Source organism: Lutimaribacter degradans, from assembly GCF_023703375.1.
Classification (GTDB): domain Bacteria; phylum Pseudomonadota; class Alphaproteobacteria; order Rhodobacterales; family Rhodobacteraceae; genus Lutimaribacter; species Lutimaribacter degradans.
The window spans coordinates 140,475-158,372 of record NZ_JAMQGO010000007.1; the positions used below are offsets into that span (position 1 = coordinate 140,475).

A 17,898-nucleotide genomic window follows, 5' to 3' on the forward strand; every position below is an offset into this window, starting at 1 on the left:
CCATGCGCCGCTTTACATGGTTCAACGCCACCGCGCTGACACTGGGCTTCGCCTTTCTCTACCTGCCGATGATCATCCTGATCACCTACAGCTTCAATGAATCCAAGCTGGTCACGGTATGGGCCGGGTTCAGCACCAAGTGGTACGGCGAACTGCTGGGAAATGAATCATTCCTCGATGCCGCCTGGGTCACCGTGCAGGTTGCCGTGGTCTCGTCGACCATCGCGACGGTTCTGGGAACGATGGCGGCGCTGGTGCTGGTCCGGGCAGGGCGATTTGCCGGGCGCACGCTGTTTTCCGGCATGATCTATGCCCCGCTGGTCATGCCCGAGGTTATCACCGGCCTGTCGCTGCTGCTGCTGTTCATCGGGATCGGCCTGGATCGGGGAATCCTGACCATTATCCTGGCACATACCACGTTCTCGATGTGCTTTGTATCGGTCGTGGTATCCTCGCGCCTTGTCAGCTTCGACCGGTCACTGGAAGAGGCCGCCCTCGATCTGGGTTGCACGCCCTTCCATGCCTTCCGACTGGTCACGCTGCCTATCATCGCGCCCGCGGTAATCTCGGGGTGGCTGTTGGCGTTTACCCTGTCGCTTGATGACCTCGTGATCGCGTCCTTTACCGCAGGTCCGTCTGCAACAACCCTGCCGATCAAGATCTTTTCGGCCGTGCGTTTGGGTGTCAGCCCGGAAATCAACGCGCTGTCCACGATCATGATCGCAATCGTGACAGTCGGGGTGGTCGCCGCCTCGCTTATATCGAAGCGGGCATCGCTGGCACAGCAGCGCGACACACAAGCCGCCGCGCGCGCCGCATGAGGCGAATCTTTTCCGACCACGCCTATGGCCCCGCCCCGGTGCAGGGCAGTTACTGGGCTGAAACCGTGCCGGACGAAACGCTGATGCGCCCCCCCGCCACAGGCGATCTGCGCTCGGATGTGGCCGTGATCGGCGCGGGCTTCACGGGGCTGTCGGCAGCGCTGCACCTGGCCAAGGCGGGTGCGGATGTGATCGTGCTGGACGCACAACACCCCGGCTGGGGCGCCTCGGGGCGCAACGGCGGCTTTTGCTGCCTGGGTGGGGCCAAGGCTGACGACGCGCTGCTCCGCCGCCGGTTCGGTGAACCCGCGCGGGCCGACTGGCGCCGCACCGAGGCGGACGCCATAAAACTGGTCGACGACCTGCTGCAAACACATGGCATCAACGCCGACACCCATTCCAACGGCGAAACCCTGCTCGCCCATTCCCCCGCCGCCTTGCGCGAAATCGAGACAGGGTCTGCCAACGTAAACCGTGATTACGGCGTCACCCCGACCCTGCACGATGCAAAGGATTTGGAGGGGCTGGGCCTCTCGGGGCCCTTTCACGGCGGAATCACGGTGCCGCTGGGCTTTGGTCTGAATCCAAGGAAATACCTTTCCGGGCTGCTGAAGGCTGCCGAGGCAGCCGGCGCGCGTGTGTTCGGCACAAGCCCCGTGACCAGCGTCACCGAGGGCAGCGATACGCACGGGCTTGGGCTGCCCAAGGGTCGGGTTCTGGCCAAGCGGCTTGTACTGGCCACCAATGGCTACAGTTCCGAGAACGTGCCAGACTGGATGGCGGCGCGCTATATGCCGGCGCAATCCAGCGTGCTGGTCACGCGCCCCCTGTCAGAAGACGAGAAACAGGCCGCAGGATGGACAAGCGCACAGATGGCGTTCGATTCGCGCTACCTGCTGCATTATTTCCGCTTGATGCCCGATGGCCGCTTCCTTTTCGGGCGGCGTGGCGGGCTCACCTCATCGGCTGGCGCCGACCGGGCCGCAATACGCACCACGCGGGCGCATTTCGACGCGATGTTCCCGGCCTGGGCCAAGGTGGAAACACCATACAACTGGTCGGGCATGGTATGCCTGTCCGCCGGGCTGGTGCCCTTTTGCGGGCCGATCCCTAACATGCCCGGCGCCTTTGCCGGTTTTGCCTATCATGGAAACGGGGTGGCAATGGGCAGTTATGCCGGCGCGCTTCTGGCCGACCTGGCATTGGGCAAAGCCCCGCAGCGCCGCTATCCACGGGTGATGCAAGGCCCGGCCAAACGCTTTCCACTCGGGCGGTTCCGCCGCGCCCTAATGCCCGCGATCTACGCCGCAGCGGGTGTTCGTGATCGCCTGCACTGATTTTCACTTTGCCAGGCAACACCCGGCGCACATGTGCTTTCAACTCGGAGAAGTCTTCCCCGGCTTATCCCTGTGGCGTCATGCCCTGGCGCGCTTTTCCGCGCCGCAACCCCAACTGGTGTTCGCGCAGGATAATGGCGACACCGGCCAGTATCACTAGGCCCGCGCCCAACAGCATCTGCGTGGTCGGCACCTCGTCAAAGATGAAATAGCCTATCAATATTGCCATCAGCATCGACGCATAATCGAACGGCGCCACCACGCTGGCATCTGCGTAACGATAGGCCGTGGTCAAGAATATCTGCCCCGTGCCGCCCAGCAACCCCGCCAGGATCAGCAACCCCGCCTCGGACGGGGCCGGAACGACCCAGCCAAAGGGCAGCGTCATCAACGCCAGGATTGTTGAAGTCAGCGAGAAATAGAACACGATGGCCGATGTCTGCTCGGTCTTGACCAGGTTGCGCACGTAGATCTGCGCCAGCGCGGCGCAGACCGCGCCCATCAACACAAGCATCGCACCCAGCGCTTCGGCTTTTGCCACCTCTTCACCCGCGAACACGGTCAGGCGGGGCGACAGCACGATCAACACGCCTGCCATGCCCAACGCCACCGCCCCCAGGCGAAAGGCGCGCACCTCTTCGCCCAATAACATGGCGGCGAATATGACGGTCAGCAGCGGCGCGGCATAGCTGATGGCGGTAACCTCGGGCAGTGGCAACACGCCCAACCCGGCAAACATCAACCCCATCGCGCAGGTGCCCACGAAGCCGCGCCAGAAATGCGCCAGGCGTGATTTCACCCGCAACCCCGTGGCCAGATCGCCGCGCACCCACAGCCAGGCAAAAATCACCGGAATAGCAAAAAACGAGCGGAAAAACACCGCCTCGCCCGGCGGCACGTGATCAGCGCTGGCCTTGATCAACGATGACATCACGATGAACAGCGTCACCGACCCAAGTTTGAAAAAGATGCCCTTGATCGGCTGCATGGCCCAAACCCTGAATGTCAGAAAAGGGCGGCAAGGCCCGATGACAGGCCGCTGGACCGGCCCGTACCCTTGTGGCAGTAAACATCAAACCGACAAGAGGGACCAGATGGCCAATCCGCTTTACGACACGCTTTTCGGACAACACGCAGGCCGCGACACCGTGTTCCTGCATCTTCCCGATGGCAGCACGCTCACACATGACGCCTTCCTGCGCATGACCGCGCGATTTGCCCACCAGATCGTGCGGTCTGGCCTGCAACCGGGCGACCGCCTGGCCGTGCAGATCGCGAAATCGCCGCGAGCCTTGGCCGTTTACGCCGCCTGTGCGCAAACCGGCGTGATCTTTCTTCCGCTCAACACCGCCTACACACCGGCCGAGGTGGCCTATTTCCTGGAAAACAGCGGTGCGCGCCTGTTCCTGTGTGACGGCAATGATGCCGAGGCGCTGGCCCCCGTATCCGGCAAGGCGGGTACACGGCAAGAAACGCTGAACGCTGACGGCAGCGGCAGTTTTGCCGATCTTTCGGCGGGCCACCCCGAGAGCTTCGATACCGTTGCGCGCGACCACGACGATCTGGCCGCCTTCCTTTACACCTCGGGCACGACGGGGCGATCCAAGGGCGCGATGCTGACACAGGGCAACCTGCTTTCGAACGCGCAGGTTCTGACCGATTATTGGCGCTTTTCAGCGGATGATGTGCTGTTGCACGCGCTGCCCATCTTTCACACACACGGGCTGTTCGTGGCGACGAATATCTGCCTGGCCTCGGGTGCGCAGATGATGTTCTACCCCGCCTTCGATGCTGAGACGGTAGTCCGCGACATGCCGCGCGCCACCGTGATGATGGGGGTGCCCACCTTTTACACCCGCTTGCTGGACCGCGACGACTTCACCGCAGAGGTTGCAGGGAACATGCGGCTTTTCATCTCCGGGTCTGCGCCGCTGCTGGCCGAGACACACCGTGAATTCGAAGCGCGCACAGGCCATCGCATCCTTGAACGCTACGGCATGACCGAAACCAACATGAACACGTCCAACCCCTATGACGGCGACCGCCGAGCGGGCACTGTCGGCTATCCCTTGCCGGGCGTCGAACTGCGCGTGTGCGACGAGGCCGGAAACGAACTGCCGCAGGGCGAAATCGGCACGATCGAGGTGCGCGGCCCCAACGTGTTCAAAGGCTATTGGCAGATGCCCGAAAAGACCGCAGAGGAGCTGCGCGACAACGGCTTTTTCATCACAGGCGACCTTGGGTTTGTCGATGCCGATGGGTATGTCACTATCGTGGGCCGCGGCAAGGACCTGATCATTTCCGGCGGCTACAACATCTATCCCAAGGAAATCGAGCTGGTTCTGGACGAGGCCCAAGGTGTGCTGGAATCGGCGGTGATCGGCGTGCCGCACCCCGATTTCGGGGAAACGCCCGTGGGTGTTCTGGCGCGCCGCCCGGGGCAAGAACCCGATACAGACGCGATCATGGCCAGCCTTCATGATGCGCTGGCGCGGTTCAAGCATCCGCGCAAGTTGGTCGTCGTCGATTCCCTGCCGCGAAACACGATGGGCAAGGTGCAGAAAAACGTGCTGCGCGACGCGTACCAGGGGCTATTCACCCAAGGTTAGGGCCTTTTCCGGTGACGATCGCCCGGCCTGACGGGCTTGTGACAATGCGGCGCCTTGCGGTTGCGGGCAGGGTCGTGACAGTTCTAGACCTTCACTGCCGGAGGTGCCGATGCAATCCGACCTGCCCCTGACTCGCGACATCGTTCTGGTGGGTGGCGGTCACACGCATGCCTTGGTGCTGCGCAAATGGGGCATGGCCCCCCTGCCCGGTGTGCGCCTGACCATGATCAACCCCGGTGCCACCGCGCCTTATTCCGGCATGTTGCCGGGCCACATCGCAGGCCACTACACGCGCGAGGAACTGGAAATCGACCTTCTGCGCCTGGCACGGTTTGCCGGTGCGCGCGTCATCCTTGATCGCGCCGTGGGGTTTGACAGGGATCAGCGACTGATCCACCTGAAAAACCGACCGCCGGTGGCTTATGACATCGCCAGTATCGACATCGGGATCACGGCGGAAATGGACGCGTTGCCGGGGTTCGCCGAACACGCGGTTGGCGCCAAGCCGCTGGATATCTACTCTGACCGCTGGCGGGATTTCCGCGCAAGGGTGGCCGCCGGCCAGGCCGCCCCCCAAGTCGCGGTGATCGGTGGCGGAGTCGCGGGGGTCGAACTGTCGATGGCGATGGCCCATGCCCTGCGCAGCGATGGCGCGACGCCGGGCGTGACGGTTATCGAGAGCGGCGAGGGTATCAACGGCGTGCCCCACGCCACGGGGCGCAAACTTGCGCGGGCAATGACCGATCAGGGTGTGCGTTTCGTGGCCGGAACCCGGGCGCAAGAGGTGACGGCACAGGGCGTTGTCCTGCCTGGTGGCGAGATGGTCAGGGCCGATCTGGTTGTGGGTGCCGCCGGGGCCTATCCGCATGGATGGTTGGCCGATACCGATCTGCCCCTGACCGACGGCTTTATCAATATCGACGAGACGTTGCAGGTGCAGAGCGATCCGGCTCTGTTTGCCTGTGGCGACTGCGCCCACATGGTTGCGCATCCACGGCCCAAGGCCGGTGTCTTTGCGGTGCGCGCGGCCCCGATCCTGTTCGACAACCTGCGCGCTGCGGCCAGCGGCACGCCCTTGCGCATCTTCAAGCCACAGCGCGATTACCTCAAACTTATCTCGCTGGGCGGCAAGGTGGCACTGGCTGAAAAGCTGGGATTTGCCCTGTCCGGCCCGCTGTTATGGCGCTGGAAAAACCGGATCGACACGAAATTCATGCACAGCCTGGATGCGCTGCCGCAAATGGATTCGCCCACGCGCCCCGCCACGATGGCGCAGGGCGTGGCCGATATCTTGGATGCCAAGCCGCTATGCGGGGGCTGCGGCGCCAAGCTGGGCGGTGACGTTCTTCAACAGTCCCTGGACACCCTGAAACCTCTGCAACGGCCCGATGTTCTGACCGGGCCGGGCGACGACGCGGCGGTTTTGCGCATCGGCGACCAACGGCAGGTCATCACCACCGACCACCTGCGCGCCTTTGTCGATGACCCGTACATGATGGCGCGCATCACCGCGGTTCACGCGTTGGGGGATATCTGGGCCATGGGCGCACAGCCGCAGGCCGCGCTGGTTCAGATCATCCTGCCGCGCATGGCCCCCCATATGCAGGCCCGCACGATGGACGAGGTGATGAGCGCCGCGAATGACGTGTTCACCCATGCCGGCGCTGGCATCGTGGGCGGCCACTCGACCATGGGCAGCGAGCTTACGATTGGTTTCACCGTTACCGGGCTGGTAGCCGGGTCCGCGCCGATCACGGTGACCGGAGCAAGGGCCGGTGATGCGCTTATCGTGACGCGCCCCATCGGCAGCGGCACGGTGCTGGCCGCCGACATGATGGGGCAGGCCAACGGGCGGCACGTGGCCGCGATGTTGGCGCAGATGGCCAAGCCACAGGGCGATGCCGCGCAGCTTCTGGCAGGTGCCCACGCCATGACCGATGTCACCGGGTTCGGGCTGGCCGGTCACTTGATGACGATCTGCCGCGCATCCGGCCTGTCGGCCACACTGACGCTGGATGCCGTGCCCATTTATGACGGCGCCGAGGCGCTGGCCGCGCAAGGCCACCATTCGACCCTGTTCCAGCCCAACCGGGATGCGGCGCCCGTGTTGGGCGCCGACACGGCCAAGGCCCAGCTTCTGCATGATCCGCAAACGGCGGGGGGTTTGCTGGCGGCGGTCGCGCCCGATCAGGCCGAAGGGTTGGTGATGGAATTGCGCGCGGCTGGGCATGATGCCGCCGTCATCGGCCACCTTTCGGATGGGCCGGCCAGCATCACCCTGCGATAGAGATAATGCGCGGCACCGCCGCACGCAGGCTGTCATCATCCAGCGCGTTCAGCGACAGCACGGTTTCCGGCGTGGCGCGATCGTCGGGTTTCTTGGCATAGCGCGGGTCGTAATGGGTGGTGATCAATTGGCGGGCCAACTGCTCGAACGCGCCTTTCGCTGCCAGCTCTTGCCACGCTTCTACCTGTTTCGCCCCTTGATAAGGCCGCAACGCTTCCAGCGTTTCGGCCAAGCGCGCGGCATCCTCTGTCATGTCGGCGTAAGCCCGCACCAGGTAGGCCGCGCGCGCGTCGATCGGCGCCTGCACCGTGATCCGTGGTGCAACACGCATCGCGTGCCACAGGGAGGGCGGTATCAGCAGATCACCCACCTTGGCGCTTTCCGCCTCGATGAACAGCGGTCTTGCGGGATCGGCCTGCACCAAAGCGTTGGCGATACGGGATTCAAGCATCTTCTGTGCGGGCTGCGCGCCCAGGCTGCCAAACAGAGAACCGCGATGGTTTGCCAACCCTTCAAGGTCGATCACCTGCGCGCCCGCTTCGGCCAAAAGCTCCAACAGACGGGTCTTGGCGGTGCCAGTTCCACCATCGATCAGAACCACGCGATGCGGCACCGGGTCATTATACAGCGCCTGCACCACCAGCCGACGGTAAGCCTTGTATCCACCCTGCACGGTATCGGCGCGCCAGCCGATCTGTTGCAGGATCGAGGTGAACGAACCCGAGCGCTGCCCGCCCCGCCAGCAATAGACAAGCGGGCGCCAGCCGCCCTGCCGGTCGGCCAATGGCCCCTGCAGATGCCGTGCCGCGTTCTGCGCCACAAGCGCCGCGCCCACCTTGCGTGCCTTGAACGGGTCGTCTTGTGTATAGATCGTGCCCACGATCGCGCGTTCATCATTGTCCAGCGCTGGCAGATTGATAGCGCCGGGCACGTGATCCTCGGCGTATTCCGCAGGGGAACGGACGTCGATGATCTCGTCAAAGGGCAGGCTGGCCAGCTGGTCCAGCGATGTCAGGGCAATGGCCATGGCGCATCAAATGCCACAGTGCCTGCGCCTTGACCAGATGCCGCCGCCACATGGCGACTGCGCAGGAAATTCCAGTGGTCAGGCCCGGGGATGCGGCGCCCCCGGGTTCGCCGCGGCACAAGGTACGGAAATTCAGGCCCAGACCTGGTCTGGGTCAGGCAACGGGATGGATTGCAAAAGCTCACGCGTATAATCGGCCTGTGGCGCGTCGAACACCTGCACGGTGGGCGCGTTTTCCACGATCTCGCCCCGATGCATCACGATGATGCGCGAACACAACCGCCGGATCACCGACAGGTCATGGCTGATGAATGCCAGCGTCAGGCCCAGATCCTTCACCAACTGCTCAAGCAGGTTCAGCACCTGCGCCTGGCTGGACACATCCAGCCCCGAAACGATTTCATCGGCCAGGATGAAATCGGGGCGCAGCGCAACGGCGCGGGCGATGCCCACGCGCTGCCGCTGACCGCCCGACAGCTCATGCGGGTAGCGGCGGGCAAAACTGCGCGGCAGGCCAACCATGTCCAGCGCCTCCAGAACGCACGACTGCGTGTCCTGCACGCCTTGCAAGCGCAACGGACCGGCGATGATGCCGGCCACCCGGCGGCGCGGGTTCAGCGATGACATCGGATCCTGGAAAATCATCTGGAACTTGCGGCGTAGCGGGCGCAACGCGCTTTCTTCGGCGTGGGTGATGTCGGTTCCTTCGAACCGTATCGTGCCGCTGTCGGGCTCCAACAACCGGATCATGGCACGGCCCAGCGTCGACTTGCCCGAACCCGAGCCGCCAACTATGCCCAGAACCTCGCCCTTGGGCACGTCGAAGGAAAGGCCCTTGAGCACCTCGACCCGTGGCGCGGCACCGAACAACGGCTTGTGGGCCATATCGGGAAAGGACAGGCGCAGATCGCGGATTTCATAGATCATGTCACTCATGCGCCAAGCCCCTTGTCAAATTCGGCAACCTCGGCCTCGACCGCGTCGATCACCTGTTGCGGAACGGGTGTCAGGCTGTCGTCAGGGTCGGTGTATTTCGGCGTCGCATGTAGCAAAGCCTGCGAATAGGCATGGCCCGGACCCGCGAAAAAGCGTCGCGTATCAGTGTCTTCGATCACCTTGCCAGCGTAGAGCACGGAAAGAGACTGGCAGATTTTCGATACCACGCCCAGGTCATGCGTTACGAACAACAGCGCCGTGTTATGCTTGGCCTGCATGTTCTTGATCAGGCGCAGGATCTGCTTTTGTACCGTCACATCCAGCGCCGTTGTCGGTTCATCGGCAATGATCAGCTTGGGCTCGGCCGCGAAGGCCGAGGCGATCAATATGCGCTGGCGCATACCGCCCGACAGCTCGTGCGGGTAGGCGCGCATCACGCGCGCAGGGTCGGGAATGTGCACCTCGTCCAACAGCTCCAGCGCGCGGGCCTGGGCGTTGTCCTTGCTCCAACCCAGAATATCGACCAGCCGGTTGGTAATCTGCGGACCCACGCGGCGGACCGGGTTCAGGGCGGTCAGCGGATCCTGCGGAATAAGCGCCACCTGCGCCCCGATCTGGCGGCGGCGTTCGCGGGCCGACAGGGTTTGCAGGTCGGTCCCGTCAAGGCGGATCCGGCCCGAAACCACTTCGATCGCGCGCGGCAGGGTGCCCAGGATGGCCTTGCCGATCATCGACTTGCCAGCCCCGGATTCACCCACCAGCCCGCGCACTTCGCCCTGGTCCACCGACAGTGACACGGCCCGCAGGATGCGGGGGCCACGCACGATGCGCAATGTCAGGTTTTCGACGTCAAGAAAGCTCATCTCAGCACCGGGTCAAAATAGTCCTTCAGACCTTCGCCCAACTGGCTGAAGCTGAGGACGGTCAGGAAAAGGGTGATCAGCGGGAACACCAGAACCCACCACGCCTGATGCACCGATGTTCGCCCCTCGGCGATCATGCCGCCCCAGGTGGGCGCGTCGGTGGAGATCGACAGGTTCACGAAACTCAGGATGGCCTCGACGATCACGGCGATGCCCATTTCCAGGGTCAGCAGCGCCAGGATGGTTGGCAGCACGTTTGGCAGGATTTCGGTCAACATCGTGCCAAAACGCGTGCGGCCGGCGACCTGCGCGCTTGCAACGTAATCCATCGTTCCCTGGGTCATGGCCTCGGCCCTGACGACGCGGGCAAAGCGCGTCCAGTCAATCACCACGATGGCAATGATGATCGAGGTAAGCCCGGTGCCCAGAACCGCGATCAGGAGAATCGCGAACAGCACCGGCGGAAAGGCCATCCAGATATCGACCAGCCGCGAGATCACCATATCGACCCAGCCGCGATAGTAACCCGCGATCAAGCCCAGTGTCGCGCCGATCAGGCAGGTCAACACACCCGCCACCAACGCCACCGTAAGGGCAAGGCGTGCGCCGTATAGGATGCGGCTAAGAACATCACGACCCAACGAATCCGTACCCAGCAAGAAATTGGGGTCGGCACCATCGACCCAGACAGGCGGCATTCGCCCGGCAAACAGGTCTTGGTACAAAGGGTCATGCGGCGCGATAAGCGGGGCGAAAATCGCCCCCAGCACCAGCAACGTCACCCAACCGCCCGACAGCCACAGTCGCAGGCCGATCGGGCGGCGCATCGTCGATCGTGCATCATGCATGGCGCAACCTCGGGTTAAGGGCGGCATAGGTCATGTCGACGACAAGGTTCACCACGGTAAAGATCAGTGCGAAAAGGATCACGATTCCCTGGATCAGCGGGAGGTCGCGGTTGATCACGGCGTCGATGGCCATGTTGCCCAGCCCCTCGTACGAAAACAGCCGTTCGATGATCACCGTACCCCCGATCAGAAATGTAAACTGCACCCCGATCAGCGTCAGCGTGGGCAACACCGCGTTGGGTAGTGCCTCGCGCGTGATGACCGATGCCTCGGGGTAGCCCTTGGTGCGGGCCAGCGTCACGTAATCCAGGTGCATGGTTTCCTTCAGCGATTGTTTCAGCAGTTGCGCAATGATGGCCGCCAGCGGAATGGCCAGCGCCAGCGCGGGCATGAACATGTGGCTGACAAGGTCGGCCCATACGTCGAAACGCAGGCGCAACACGCTTTCGAAAAGGTAGAACTGCGTGGCAAAGTCGAAATCCAGCGAGGGCGACACTCGCCCCGAGATATGGAATACCGGCCACAGCACCCCGAACAGCAGGATCAGAACAAGCCCCCACAGGAAATCGGGAACCGACAGGGCCATGCCGCCCGTCACATCAATGGCCGCCTCGGTGCGCGTTTCGCGACGCAGCGTGCCGGTCAGGGCCATCGCCCCGCCGATGATGACCGCAATCACCAATGCCATGATCGACAGCTCAAGCGTGGCGGGCAGGCGGCCCAGCACAAGGTCGAGCACCGGCTGACGCAGGGAAATCGAGGTGCCGAAATCACCCTGTACCACGCCACCCAGCCAGATCACGAATTGTTCGAATATCGACTTGTCCAGCCCGTAAAGGGCCTGAAGCCGCGCAATGTCGTCTTCGGTCGCGCCCGGTGGCAGCATCATGGCAATCGGGTTGCCCGGCACCACGCGTATTACGAAGAATACGATCACCGCCGCGCCGAAAAGCGTGACGCATGTCGCGACAAGGCGCGCAAGGATACTGCGCATAAGCAGCATGAGAACCCCAGTTCAACGAAAGGAAAAAGACGGGGCCGCCATGGCGACGGGCAGCCCCGTGAGAGGGAAAACCGTTATGCCCGCGTCATGAGATACGGCAGCAGCGCGCCCGAGCTGTGCGGCGTGACCTTTACACCCGTCGCGTGCAGGATCGGCTGCTGGTACTGCATCAGCGGAATTACCAGTGCATCTTCGGCGATCTTGGCATCTACCGCCTTCCATCCGGCGATACGCTTTTCTTCGTCCGCCTCACCCCAGAGCGGCAGGATCATGTCGATCATCTCTTGCCCATCCCAGACACTGTGCGGGCTTGGCCCGAAGATGGCAAACCCGGTCGAGGTGGTCGGATCACCCACGGCATTACCCCAGTTGTAGAACGCCGCCGGGGCCAGGTCGTCGGCCGCGCGAAGTTCGAAATGCTTGGCGATCTCGTATACCTCGATCTCGGCCTCGATACCCACGCGGCGCCAAAGGCCCACGATGGCCTGGATGATCTCGTAATCCTTGGGCTTGAAGCCGCGCGTGGTCTGAATGGTAAAGCGCACGGGGTTGTCGGGGCCATAGCCCGACGCCGCCAGCAGCTCTTTTGATTTCTCGGGGTCATACGGCACCGAGATATCAGGGTTGTAGGCCGCGTATTCCGGCGTCTGCATCGTGTCGATCGCCACGCCGTAACCCGACAGCAGCCGGTCGATGATGGTTTGCTTGTCAATGGCGTGGGCCATCGCCTTGCGCACGTTGGGGTCGGTCATCACGTCGATATCGTTGATGAAGATCATGCCGATATCGGAAATCGGATGCGCCACACCGGCCAACCCGTCCCTTTCCTTCAGGCGGTCGAACTCTTCATAGGGCACTTCGAGCGTGACGTGGCTGTTGCCGGATTCGATCTCGGCCACGCGGCTGGCGGCATCGGTCACGAACTTGATCGTCACGGTTTTGAATTCGGGGGCGCCCTTCCAGTAGTTTTCGTTGGCTTTCAGCCGAACAAAGGCGTTCCGCTCGAATCGGTCGACCATGTAGGGCCCGGTGCCAATCGGTGCGGCCTCGAACCCATCGGGGCCGACCTCTTCGTAGTATTTCTTGGGCAGCACATAGCCGGTGAGAAAGCTCATCCACTTGAACAGCGTTGGCTCGAACTCTTTGACATCCGCGGTGACACGGTTGCCCTCGGCGGTGATGTTCTCGATCTTGCCCCAGACGAACTGGATCGGGTTGCCGGTCTCGGGATTGCCCGCGCGCTCCAGCGACCAGGCCACATCCTCGGCGGTGAAGGGGTCGCCGTTGTGCCAGGTCACACCCTCGCGCACGTCCATCCAGACCTGCGTGTTATCCTCGTTCCAGCCCCAATCGGTGATCAGACCCGAGTCGTCGAACGACAGGTCGGGGTTCTGGTGAATATACATGTCGAAAACCGACTGGTAGAGTCCCTGGATCGTCGGGTTCACAGCGCTGGGGCCAACGGTCGGGTCCCAGCTGGGCAGGTTGACGTTATAGGCAATCACCAGTTCGTCGATATCCTGGGCAAAAGCGGGCAGGCCGGCGGTGGCAAATGCAGCCGTGGCGGCAGATGCCTTTAAAAGCGTGCGTCTTGACAGTTTCATTGTTGCGTTTCCCTGTTGTTTGTTTGGTTTTTGATTCATTCCCCGGCCAGTTTCCGGCCAAGAAGGTAGCCCGATCCGGCCCCCGTACCCCCGCCGGGCCACACGGCCGCGCCGGTCAGGTAGAGCCCGTCAATCGGGGTCGTGCCGTCCGCATATCCACGAACGGGGCGATACATGAAATGCTGTGTCAGGTGGTGGCTACCGCAAACCTGGTCGCCGCCAACAAGATTGGGGTTGTCAGCCTCGAGCGCGACGGGGCTAACGATGCGCTGGCCGATGATCTTGTCACGCGTGCCGGGGGCGTATTGCTCCAACAGGTCCAACGCACGGTCGCCAAAGGGTTCGGCGGCGCTGTCCCAGTCGGTCGCGGTGATCTTGCCTGCCGCATCGCCCAGAATCTGGCCGGGCGCCATGCGCACCTGCAACCACAAGACATGCTTGCCATCGGGCGCGCGGCCCGGATCGACCACCGTGGGCTGGCCACACACGACGACCGGCTGATCAGGCAAAAGCCCCGCCTTGGCCTGTGCATAGGTGCGCGCCATCTGGTCAAGATCGGGTGCGATGTGAACGTAGGCAAAGCTTTGCAACTCGGGGCCCGCGGCCCAGTCTGGCAGGGCATCCATCGCCAGGTGGATCATCATCGTGCCCGGCGCGTGGGCATACTTGGCAAGGCCGCTGTCAAACCTCTTTTCTCCGGTATCCCCCGTCAGCTTGGCCAGGTTCCTTGGCGCGACATTGGCAATCACCGCCTTTTCGGCGCTTAGCGTGGTACCATCGGCCAGAACAACGCCAGTGGCGCGGCCGTTGTCATGCACGATACGATCAACCCGCGCGTTGCATGTGACCGTGCCGCCCTGCGACTCGATCATCTTGACCAGGGCGGTGGTCACGGTGCTTGCCCCACCCTGCGCCAGAACCATGCCGAACGCCTGGTTCGCCATGCCTTCGAGATAGGGAAACATCGCCCCGCCCGCGATGTCGGGCGCGAAATCCAGATGCAGGCCCCATGCCCCAAGCAGCGCGCGAAGCTTGGGCGATTCGAAGGTTTCGGACAGCCAGCCACGCGGGCTGGACAGCAGGAAACGCGCGAAGTCCAGCGTGCCGCCGCTGCCGCGCTTGCGCCAGGTTTTCCATCCTAAAGATGCAAATGCACGCGCTTTCATGGGGCTTCCCAGAACCGCGACAAGGGTCTCGGCGAAGTCGGGAAACTCGGCTGTCAGGGCCTCCCACGCGTCTGCGTCGCGGGGGTTTTCGGCGCGTATGCGTGCCGCTGTCACCTCGGGATCATTGGAGACACCGAGCCATGTATCATCTGGGAAAACACTGGCGAAACAATCGGATGCCGGCGCAAACGCCAATCCGTGTCCGGCCAGATTTTCAGCGTATTTCTGATGAAATGCAGAGCCAGCGAATAGCGAAAGGTTCATCGCGGCCCAATCATGAACAAAGCCGGGCGCGGTGTATTCCCCCGACTTCACCGCGCCACCGGGCACACCCGCCTGCTCCAGCACACGCACGCTCCAGCCCTTGGCCGAAAGATGCGCCGCACACGCCAGGCTGTTGTGCCCCGCCCCGATAACGATGGCATCGGTCTTGTCGCTCATGACTATCTCCTTAACACATATATATTTGCAAACGCATTTAATTCTGTCTAGCATGAATCGTGGTATTCAGACGGGTTCAACCCGTCGGCACATCAGGGAGACAATTGAAATGACTGCAGCCAACGTTCTTTCAGACTTGGGGTCGATGCTGCTTTCGGGATCGGTCGAAGTGGTTGATTGCACGGGCACGCTTGGCCCGGACACACCGCTTTTGAAGCTGCCACCCGATTTCGCAAAGAACACCCCGCAGATCGAGATTCACAAGATCAGTGAGTATGACGAGGACGGCCCGTTCTTTGCCTGGAACTGGATGGTGCTGGGCGAACATTCCGGCACCCACTTCGATGCGCCGCATCACTGGATCACCGGCAAGGATTACGAAGACGGTTATACCGACTCGCTGAACATCCAGCGTGTGGTGGCACCCGTGAACGTGATCGACTGCTCCAAGGAAAGTGCCGCCGACGCCGATTTCCTGCTGACACCCGAACACGTCAAGGCGTGGGAAGCCGAGCACGGTGAAATCGGTGCCGGCGAATGGGTTGTGATGCGCACCGACTGGGACAAGCGCGCACATGATGAAAACCTGTTCCTGAATGCCGATGAAAACGGGCCGCACAGCCCCGGGCCGACACCGGAATGCGTGGAATACCTGCTTTCAAAGAAGATCGTTGGTTGGGGCAGCCAGTGCATCGGCACCGACGCGGGCTGCGCCGGCGGGATGGAGCCGCCCTATCCGGCCCACAACTTCCTGCACCGTGACAACTGCTTTGGCCTGGCGTCGCTGGCGAACCTGGACAAGCTGCCCGCCAAGGGCGCCATCCTGATCGCGGCGCCGCTGAAAATCCAGCGTGGCACCGGCAGCCCCATCCGCGCGTTGGCGCTGGTTCCCAAGGGCTGAATCGCATGACCGGGCTGCCGCATATCGTCATAGGGTCTGGCATAAACGCGCTGGTCTCGGCCGCCCTGCTGGCAAAAAAGGGGCGGCAGGTTCTGTTGCTTGAACGCGAAGAGCGTTTGGGCGGTTGCATGATGACCGAAGAAATCACGCAGCCCGGTTTTCATCATGACGTGATGGCGGCAACCTTTGTGCTGTTCATCACGTCCCCCGCCTATGCCGAACTGGCCGACGACCTGGCCCGGCACGGGCTGGAATTCTGCCACAGCGATACACCCACCGCGGCGCTGCGCCCCGACGGCACGGCGGCGTTCCTGAAAATGGATCGCGCGGCCAATGTCACTGCACTCAATGCCCTGGCCGCCGGTGATGGCGACCGGCACGCGGCAGACGTGGGAAGCATCGAGCAGGACGCAGATTTTCTGTTCTCGCTGCTGGGGCAGTCGCTATGGTCCTGGCCCATGGTTCGGCTGATGTTCCGGCAAGCGCGCAAGCGCGGGCTCAACGGGCTCAAGACGTATCTCGGCCAGGCCTTACAACCGGCCCGAGGCTGGTTGGAAACGGGCTATGCAAGCCCGCAGGCACAGGCGCTTTACGCCCCTTGGGTGCTGCATGCTGGGCTGACACCGGAAAGCACATATTCAGGCCAGATGGGCCGGGTCATCGCCTTTGCGCTAGAGGCCGCGGGCGCGCCTGTGGTCAAGGGCGGCGCAGCACGCGCGGCAGATGCCTTTCGCAGCCTGATCGAGGCATTCGGCGGCGAGGTTCGCACCGGCGTAGACGTCGCACGCATCCTCACAGATGGCGACCGTGCGGTGGGCGTGGAAACCGCTGACGGCAAACGCATCGACGCGCGTGCCGTGATCGCCAGCGTAACGCCACAACAGCTTTATGGCCGCCTGCTGGAGCAACCAAGCGATGCCGAGCAGCAGGCGACTGCGCATTTCCGTCACGGGCGCGGCAATTTCCAACTGCACTATGCGCTGGATGGCCAGCCCGAATGGGCCACCGAGGGGCTGGAAGACGTGGCGCTGATCCATCTGACCGACGGAATCGACAGCGTATCGAAATCCTGCAACGAGGCCGAGCGCGGCCTGCTGCCCGAGGCCCCGACGATCTGCGTGGGTCAGCCGCACCGGCTGGACCCGAGCCGCTGCCCCGAAGGCAAGGGTATCTTGTGGCTGCAAATTCCAGACGCGCCCCGCACCATCAAGGGCGACGCCGCGGGCGAGATCGGCACCGGCCCGGATTGGACCGAAGCGACGCGCGAAGCGTTCGCCGACCGGCTGGAAAACATCCTCCGCCAGCATATCCGCAATTTCGACAAGATAAAGCTGGCCCGCCGCGCCTATTCGCCCGCCGACCTTGCCGGGCTGAACATGAACCTTGTCGGCGGCGATCCATATGGCGGTGCATGCACCATCGATCAGTTCTTTGTCTGGCGCCCCTTCCCGCAATCGGTCAACAACGCGACGCGATTCCGCAACCTGCACCATATCGGTGCCTCGACCCACCCCGGGCCCGGCCTGGGTGGTGGATCGGGGTATAATTTGGCCAAGAGGCTGGGCGCATGATCGAAGAGGCGCAAACAACCCCGGGGGCGCCGCCAAGGCTGGGGGAAATGGGGCTGGATAATTTCGCCCCCTACCTGATGAACCGCATCATGGGGCGCTACAATGCGTCCCTGCGCGAAGAAATGGCGGCGCTTGGGCTGACCACGCCGCAGATGCGCTCGCTTGCCGTTCTGTCGGTTATTGATGGCATCCTCATCCGCGAGCTTTCGGTTTATGCGGTGGTTGAACAATCCACCATGTCGCGTGCCTTGGACAGCCTTGTCCGTGACGGCCTGATCCGCCGCGAGGCCGACAGCACCGACAGCCGCGCCACGCGGATCTACCTGACCGACGCAGGCCGAGCCACCTATGAAAGGCTGTGGCCGCACATGGTGAAAAGCTATGGCCAAATGTTCCGCGGCATATCCGCTGATGAACAGCGCGCCTTTGTCGGCACGCTGCAAAAGATCCTGCGCAACGTGCGCGTCCACGATTTCTGAGGGAG

Annotated in this window: 15 protein-coding genes; 7 read left to right on the forward strand and 8 right to left on the reverse strand. The window is 62.9% G+C overall.

Annotated features, from left to right (window positions below; all coding sequences use genetic code 11):
* The first annotated feature begins 2 nt into the window (after positions 1–2).
* Together M8744_RS11965 and M8744_RS11970 are read left to right on the forward strand one after the other, a co-directional pair.
* Complete coding sequence (locus M8744_RS11965; protein ID WP_251416848.1) at positions 3–821, forward strand: ABC transporter permease; 819 nt, start codon at positions 3–5, stop codon at positions 819–821.
* Positions 818–2,158 (forward strand): NAD(P)/FAD-dependent oxidoreductase, encoded by a 1,341-nt coding sequence (locus M8744_RS11970; RefSeq protein WP_251416853.1) that lies wholly within the window; start codon positions 818–820, stop codon positions 2,156–2,158. The genes M8744_RS11965 and M8744_RS11970 overlap by 4 nt, the downstream gene beginning before the upstream one ends.
* A 64-nt stretch (positions 2,159–2,222) precedes the next feature.
* Here M8744_RS11970 and M8744_RS11975 read toward each other — a convergent pair whose 3' ends face one another.
* Positions 2,223–3,146: a DMT family transporter gene (locus M8744_RS11975; protein ID WP_251416856.1), complete on the reverse strand. Its 924-nt coding sequence runs from the start codon at positions 3,144–3,146 to the stop codon at positions 2,223–2,225.
* Between the two features lie 106 nt (positions 3,147–3,252).
* On the opposite strand from M8744_RS11975, the gene M8744_RS11980 reads away from it, so the two are divergent.
* Together M8744_RS11980 and selD are read left to right on the forward strand one after the other, a co-directional pair.
* A complete protein-coding gene (locus M8744_RS11980; RefSeq protein WP_251416861.1) occupies positions 3,253–4,767 on the forward strand; it encodes a malonate--CoA ligase in 1,515 nt (504 codons plus the stop codon).
* A 109-nt stretch (positions 4,768–4,876) separates the two neighbouring features.
* Positions 4,877–7,054, forward strand: a complete 2,178-nt coding sequence (gene selD, locus M8744_RS11985) for a selenide, water dikinase SelD (protein WP_251416876.1) — start codon at positions 4,877–4,879, stop codon at positions 7,052–7,054.
* Here the strand turns inward: selD and mnmH are convergent.
* The 7 genes from mnmH to M8744_RS12020 form a co-directional block, all read right to left on the reverse strand.
* Positions 7,041–8,081, reverse strand: coding sequence for a tRNA 2-selenouridine(34) synthase MnmH (mnmH, locus tag M8744_RS11990; RefSeq protein WP_251416894.1), 1,041 nt, complete (start codon positions 8,079–8,081; stop codon positions 7,041–7,043). The two genes, selD and mnmH, sit on opposite strands and share 14 nt — an antisense overlap.
* Positions 8,082–8,213: 132 nt before the next feature.
* Complete coding sequence (locus tag M8744_RS11995) at positions 8,214–9,017, reverse strand: ATP-binding cassette domain-containing protein (RefSeq protein ID WP_251416912.1); 804 nt, start codon at positions 9,015–9,017, stop codon at positions 8,214–8,216.
* Positions 9,014–9,880 (reverse strand): ABC transporter ATP-binding protein, encoded by an 867-nt coding sequence (locus tag M8744_RS12000; protein WP_251416919.1) that lies wholly within the window; start codon positions 9,878–9,880, stop codon positions 9,014–9,016. The genes M8744_RS11995 and M8744_RS12000 overlap by 4 nt, the downstream gene beginning before the upstream one ends.
* The gene (locus M8744_RS12005; RefSeq protein WP_251416925.1) at positions 9,877–10,728 is read right to left on the reverse strand and encodes an ABC transporter permease; all 852 of its coding nucleotides are present in this window, start codon (positions 10,726–10,728) and stop codon (positions 9,877–9,879) included. Before M8744_RS12005 ends, M8744_RS12000 begins: the two co-directional genes overlap by 4 nt.
* Entirely contained in the window at positions 10,721–11,722 is a 1,002-nt protein-coding gene (locus M8744_RS12010; RefSeq protein ID WP_251416931.1) for an ABC transporter permease, read from the reverse strand. Before M8744_RS12010 ends, M8744_RS12005 begins: the two co-directional genes overlap by 8 nt.
* Positions 11,723–11,805: 83 nt before the next feature.
* Positions 11,806–13,335 (reverse strand): ABC transporter substrate-binding protein, encoded by a 1,530-nt coding sequence (locus M8744_RS12015; RefSeq protein ID WP_251416938.1) that lies wholly within the window; start codon positions 13,333–13,335, stop codon positions 11,806–11,808.
* Between the two features lie 35 nt (positions 13,336–13,370).
* Entirely contained in the window at positions 13,371–14,942 is a 1,572-nt protein-coding gene (locus M8744_RS12020; protein WP_251416945.1) for a phytoene desaturase family protein, read from the reverse strand.
* A gap of 109 nt (positions 14,943–15,051) precedes the next feature.
* Between M8744_RS12020 and M8744_RS12025 the strand changes: the two genes are divergently transcribed.
* From M8744_RS12025 to M8744_RS12035, 3 genes are read left to right on the forward strand one after another with little or no spacing between them, the layout of a single operon-like run.
* A complete protein-coding gene (locus M8744_RS12025) occupies positions 15,052–15,843 on the forward strand; it encodes a cyclase family protein (RefSeq protein ID WP_251416951.1) in 792 nt (263 codons plus the stop codon).
* A 5-nt stretch (positions 15,844–15,848) separates the two neighbouring features.
* Positions 15,849–17,414 (forward strand): phytoene desaturase family protein, encoded by a 1,566-nt coding sequence (locus tag M8744_RS12030; RefSeq protein ID WP_251416957.1) that lies wholly within the window; start codon positions 15,849–15,851, stop codon positions 17,412–17,414.
* Positions 17,411–17,893, forward strand: a complete 483-nt coding sequence (locus M8744_RS12035; protein WP_251416962.1) for a MarR family winged helix-turn-helix transcriptional regulator — start codon at positions 17,411–17,413, stop codon at positions 17,891–17,893. Before M8744_RS12030 ends, M8744_RS12035 begins: the two co-directional genes overlap by 4 nt.
* The last annotated feature ends 5 nt before the right edge of the window (positions 17,894–17,898 follow it).

Coding starts and splice junctions, on each gene's coding strand:
- M8744_RS11965 (WP_251416848.1), top strand. CDS start 3: ATGCGCCGCTTTACATGGTTCAACGCCACCGCGCTGACACTGGGCTTC.
- M8744_RS11970 (WP_251416853.1), top strand. CDS start 818: ATGAGGCGAATCTTTTCCGACCACGCCTATGGCCCCGCCCCGGTGCAG.
- M8744_RS11975 (WP_251416856.1), bottom strand. CDS start 3,146: ATGCAGCCGATCAAGGGCATCTTTTTCAAACTTGGGTCGGTGACGCTG.
- M8744_RS11980 (WP_251416861.1), top strand. CDS start 3,253: ATGGCCAATCCGCTTTACGACACGCTTTTCGGACAACACGCAGGCCGC.
- selD (WP_251416876.1), top strand. CDS start 4,877: ATGCAATCCGACCTGCCCCTGACTCGCGACATCGTTCTGGTGGGTGGC.
- mnmH (WP_251416894.1), bottom strand. CDS start 8,081: ATGGCCATTGCCCTGACATCGCTGGACCAGCTGGCCAGCCTGCCCTTT.
- M8744_RS11995 (WP_251416912.1), bottom strand. CDS start 9,017: ATGAGTGACATGATCTATGAAATCCGCGATCTGCGCCTGTCCTTTCCC.
- M8744_RS12000 (WP_251416919.1), bottom strand. CDS start 9,880: ATGAGCTTTCTTGACGTCGAAAACCTGACATTGCGCATCGTGCGTGGC.
- M8744_RS12005 (WP_251416925.1), bottom strand. CDS start 10,728: ATGCATGATGCACGATCGACGATGCGCCGCCCGATCGGCCTGCGACTG.
- M8744_RS12010 (WP_251416931.1), bottom strand. CDS start 11,722: ATGCGCAGTATCCTTGCGCGCCTTGTCGCGACATGCGTCACGCTTTTC.
- M8744_RS12015 (WP_251416938.1), bottom strand. CDS start 13,335: ATGAAACTGTCAAGACGCACGCTTTTAAAGGCATCTGCCGCCACGGCT.
- M8744_RS12020 (WP_251416945.1), bottom strand. CDS start 14,942: ATGAGCGACAAGACCGATGCCATCGTTATCGGGGCGGGGCACAACAGC.
- M8744_RS12025 (WP_251416951.1), top strand. CDS start 15,052: ATGACTGCAGCCAACGTTCTTTCAGACTTGGGGTCGATGCTGCTTTCG.
- M8744_RS12030 (WP_251416957.1), top strand. CDS start 15,849: ATGACCGGGCTGCCGCATATCGTCATAGGGTCTGGCATAAACGCGCTG.
- M8744_RS12035 (WP_251416962.1), top strand. CDS start 17,411: ATGATCGAAGAGGCGCAAACAACCCCGGGGGCGCCGCCAAGGCTGGGG.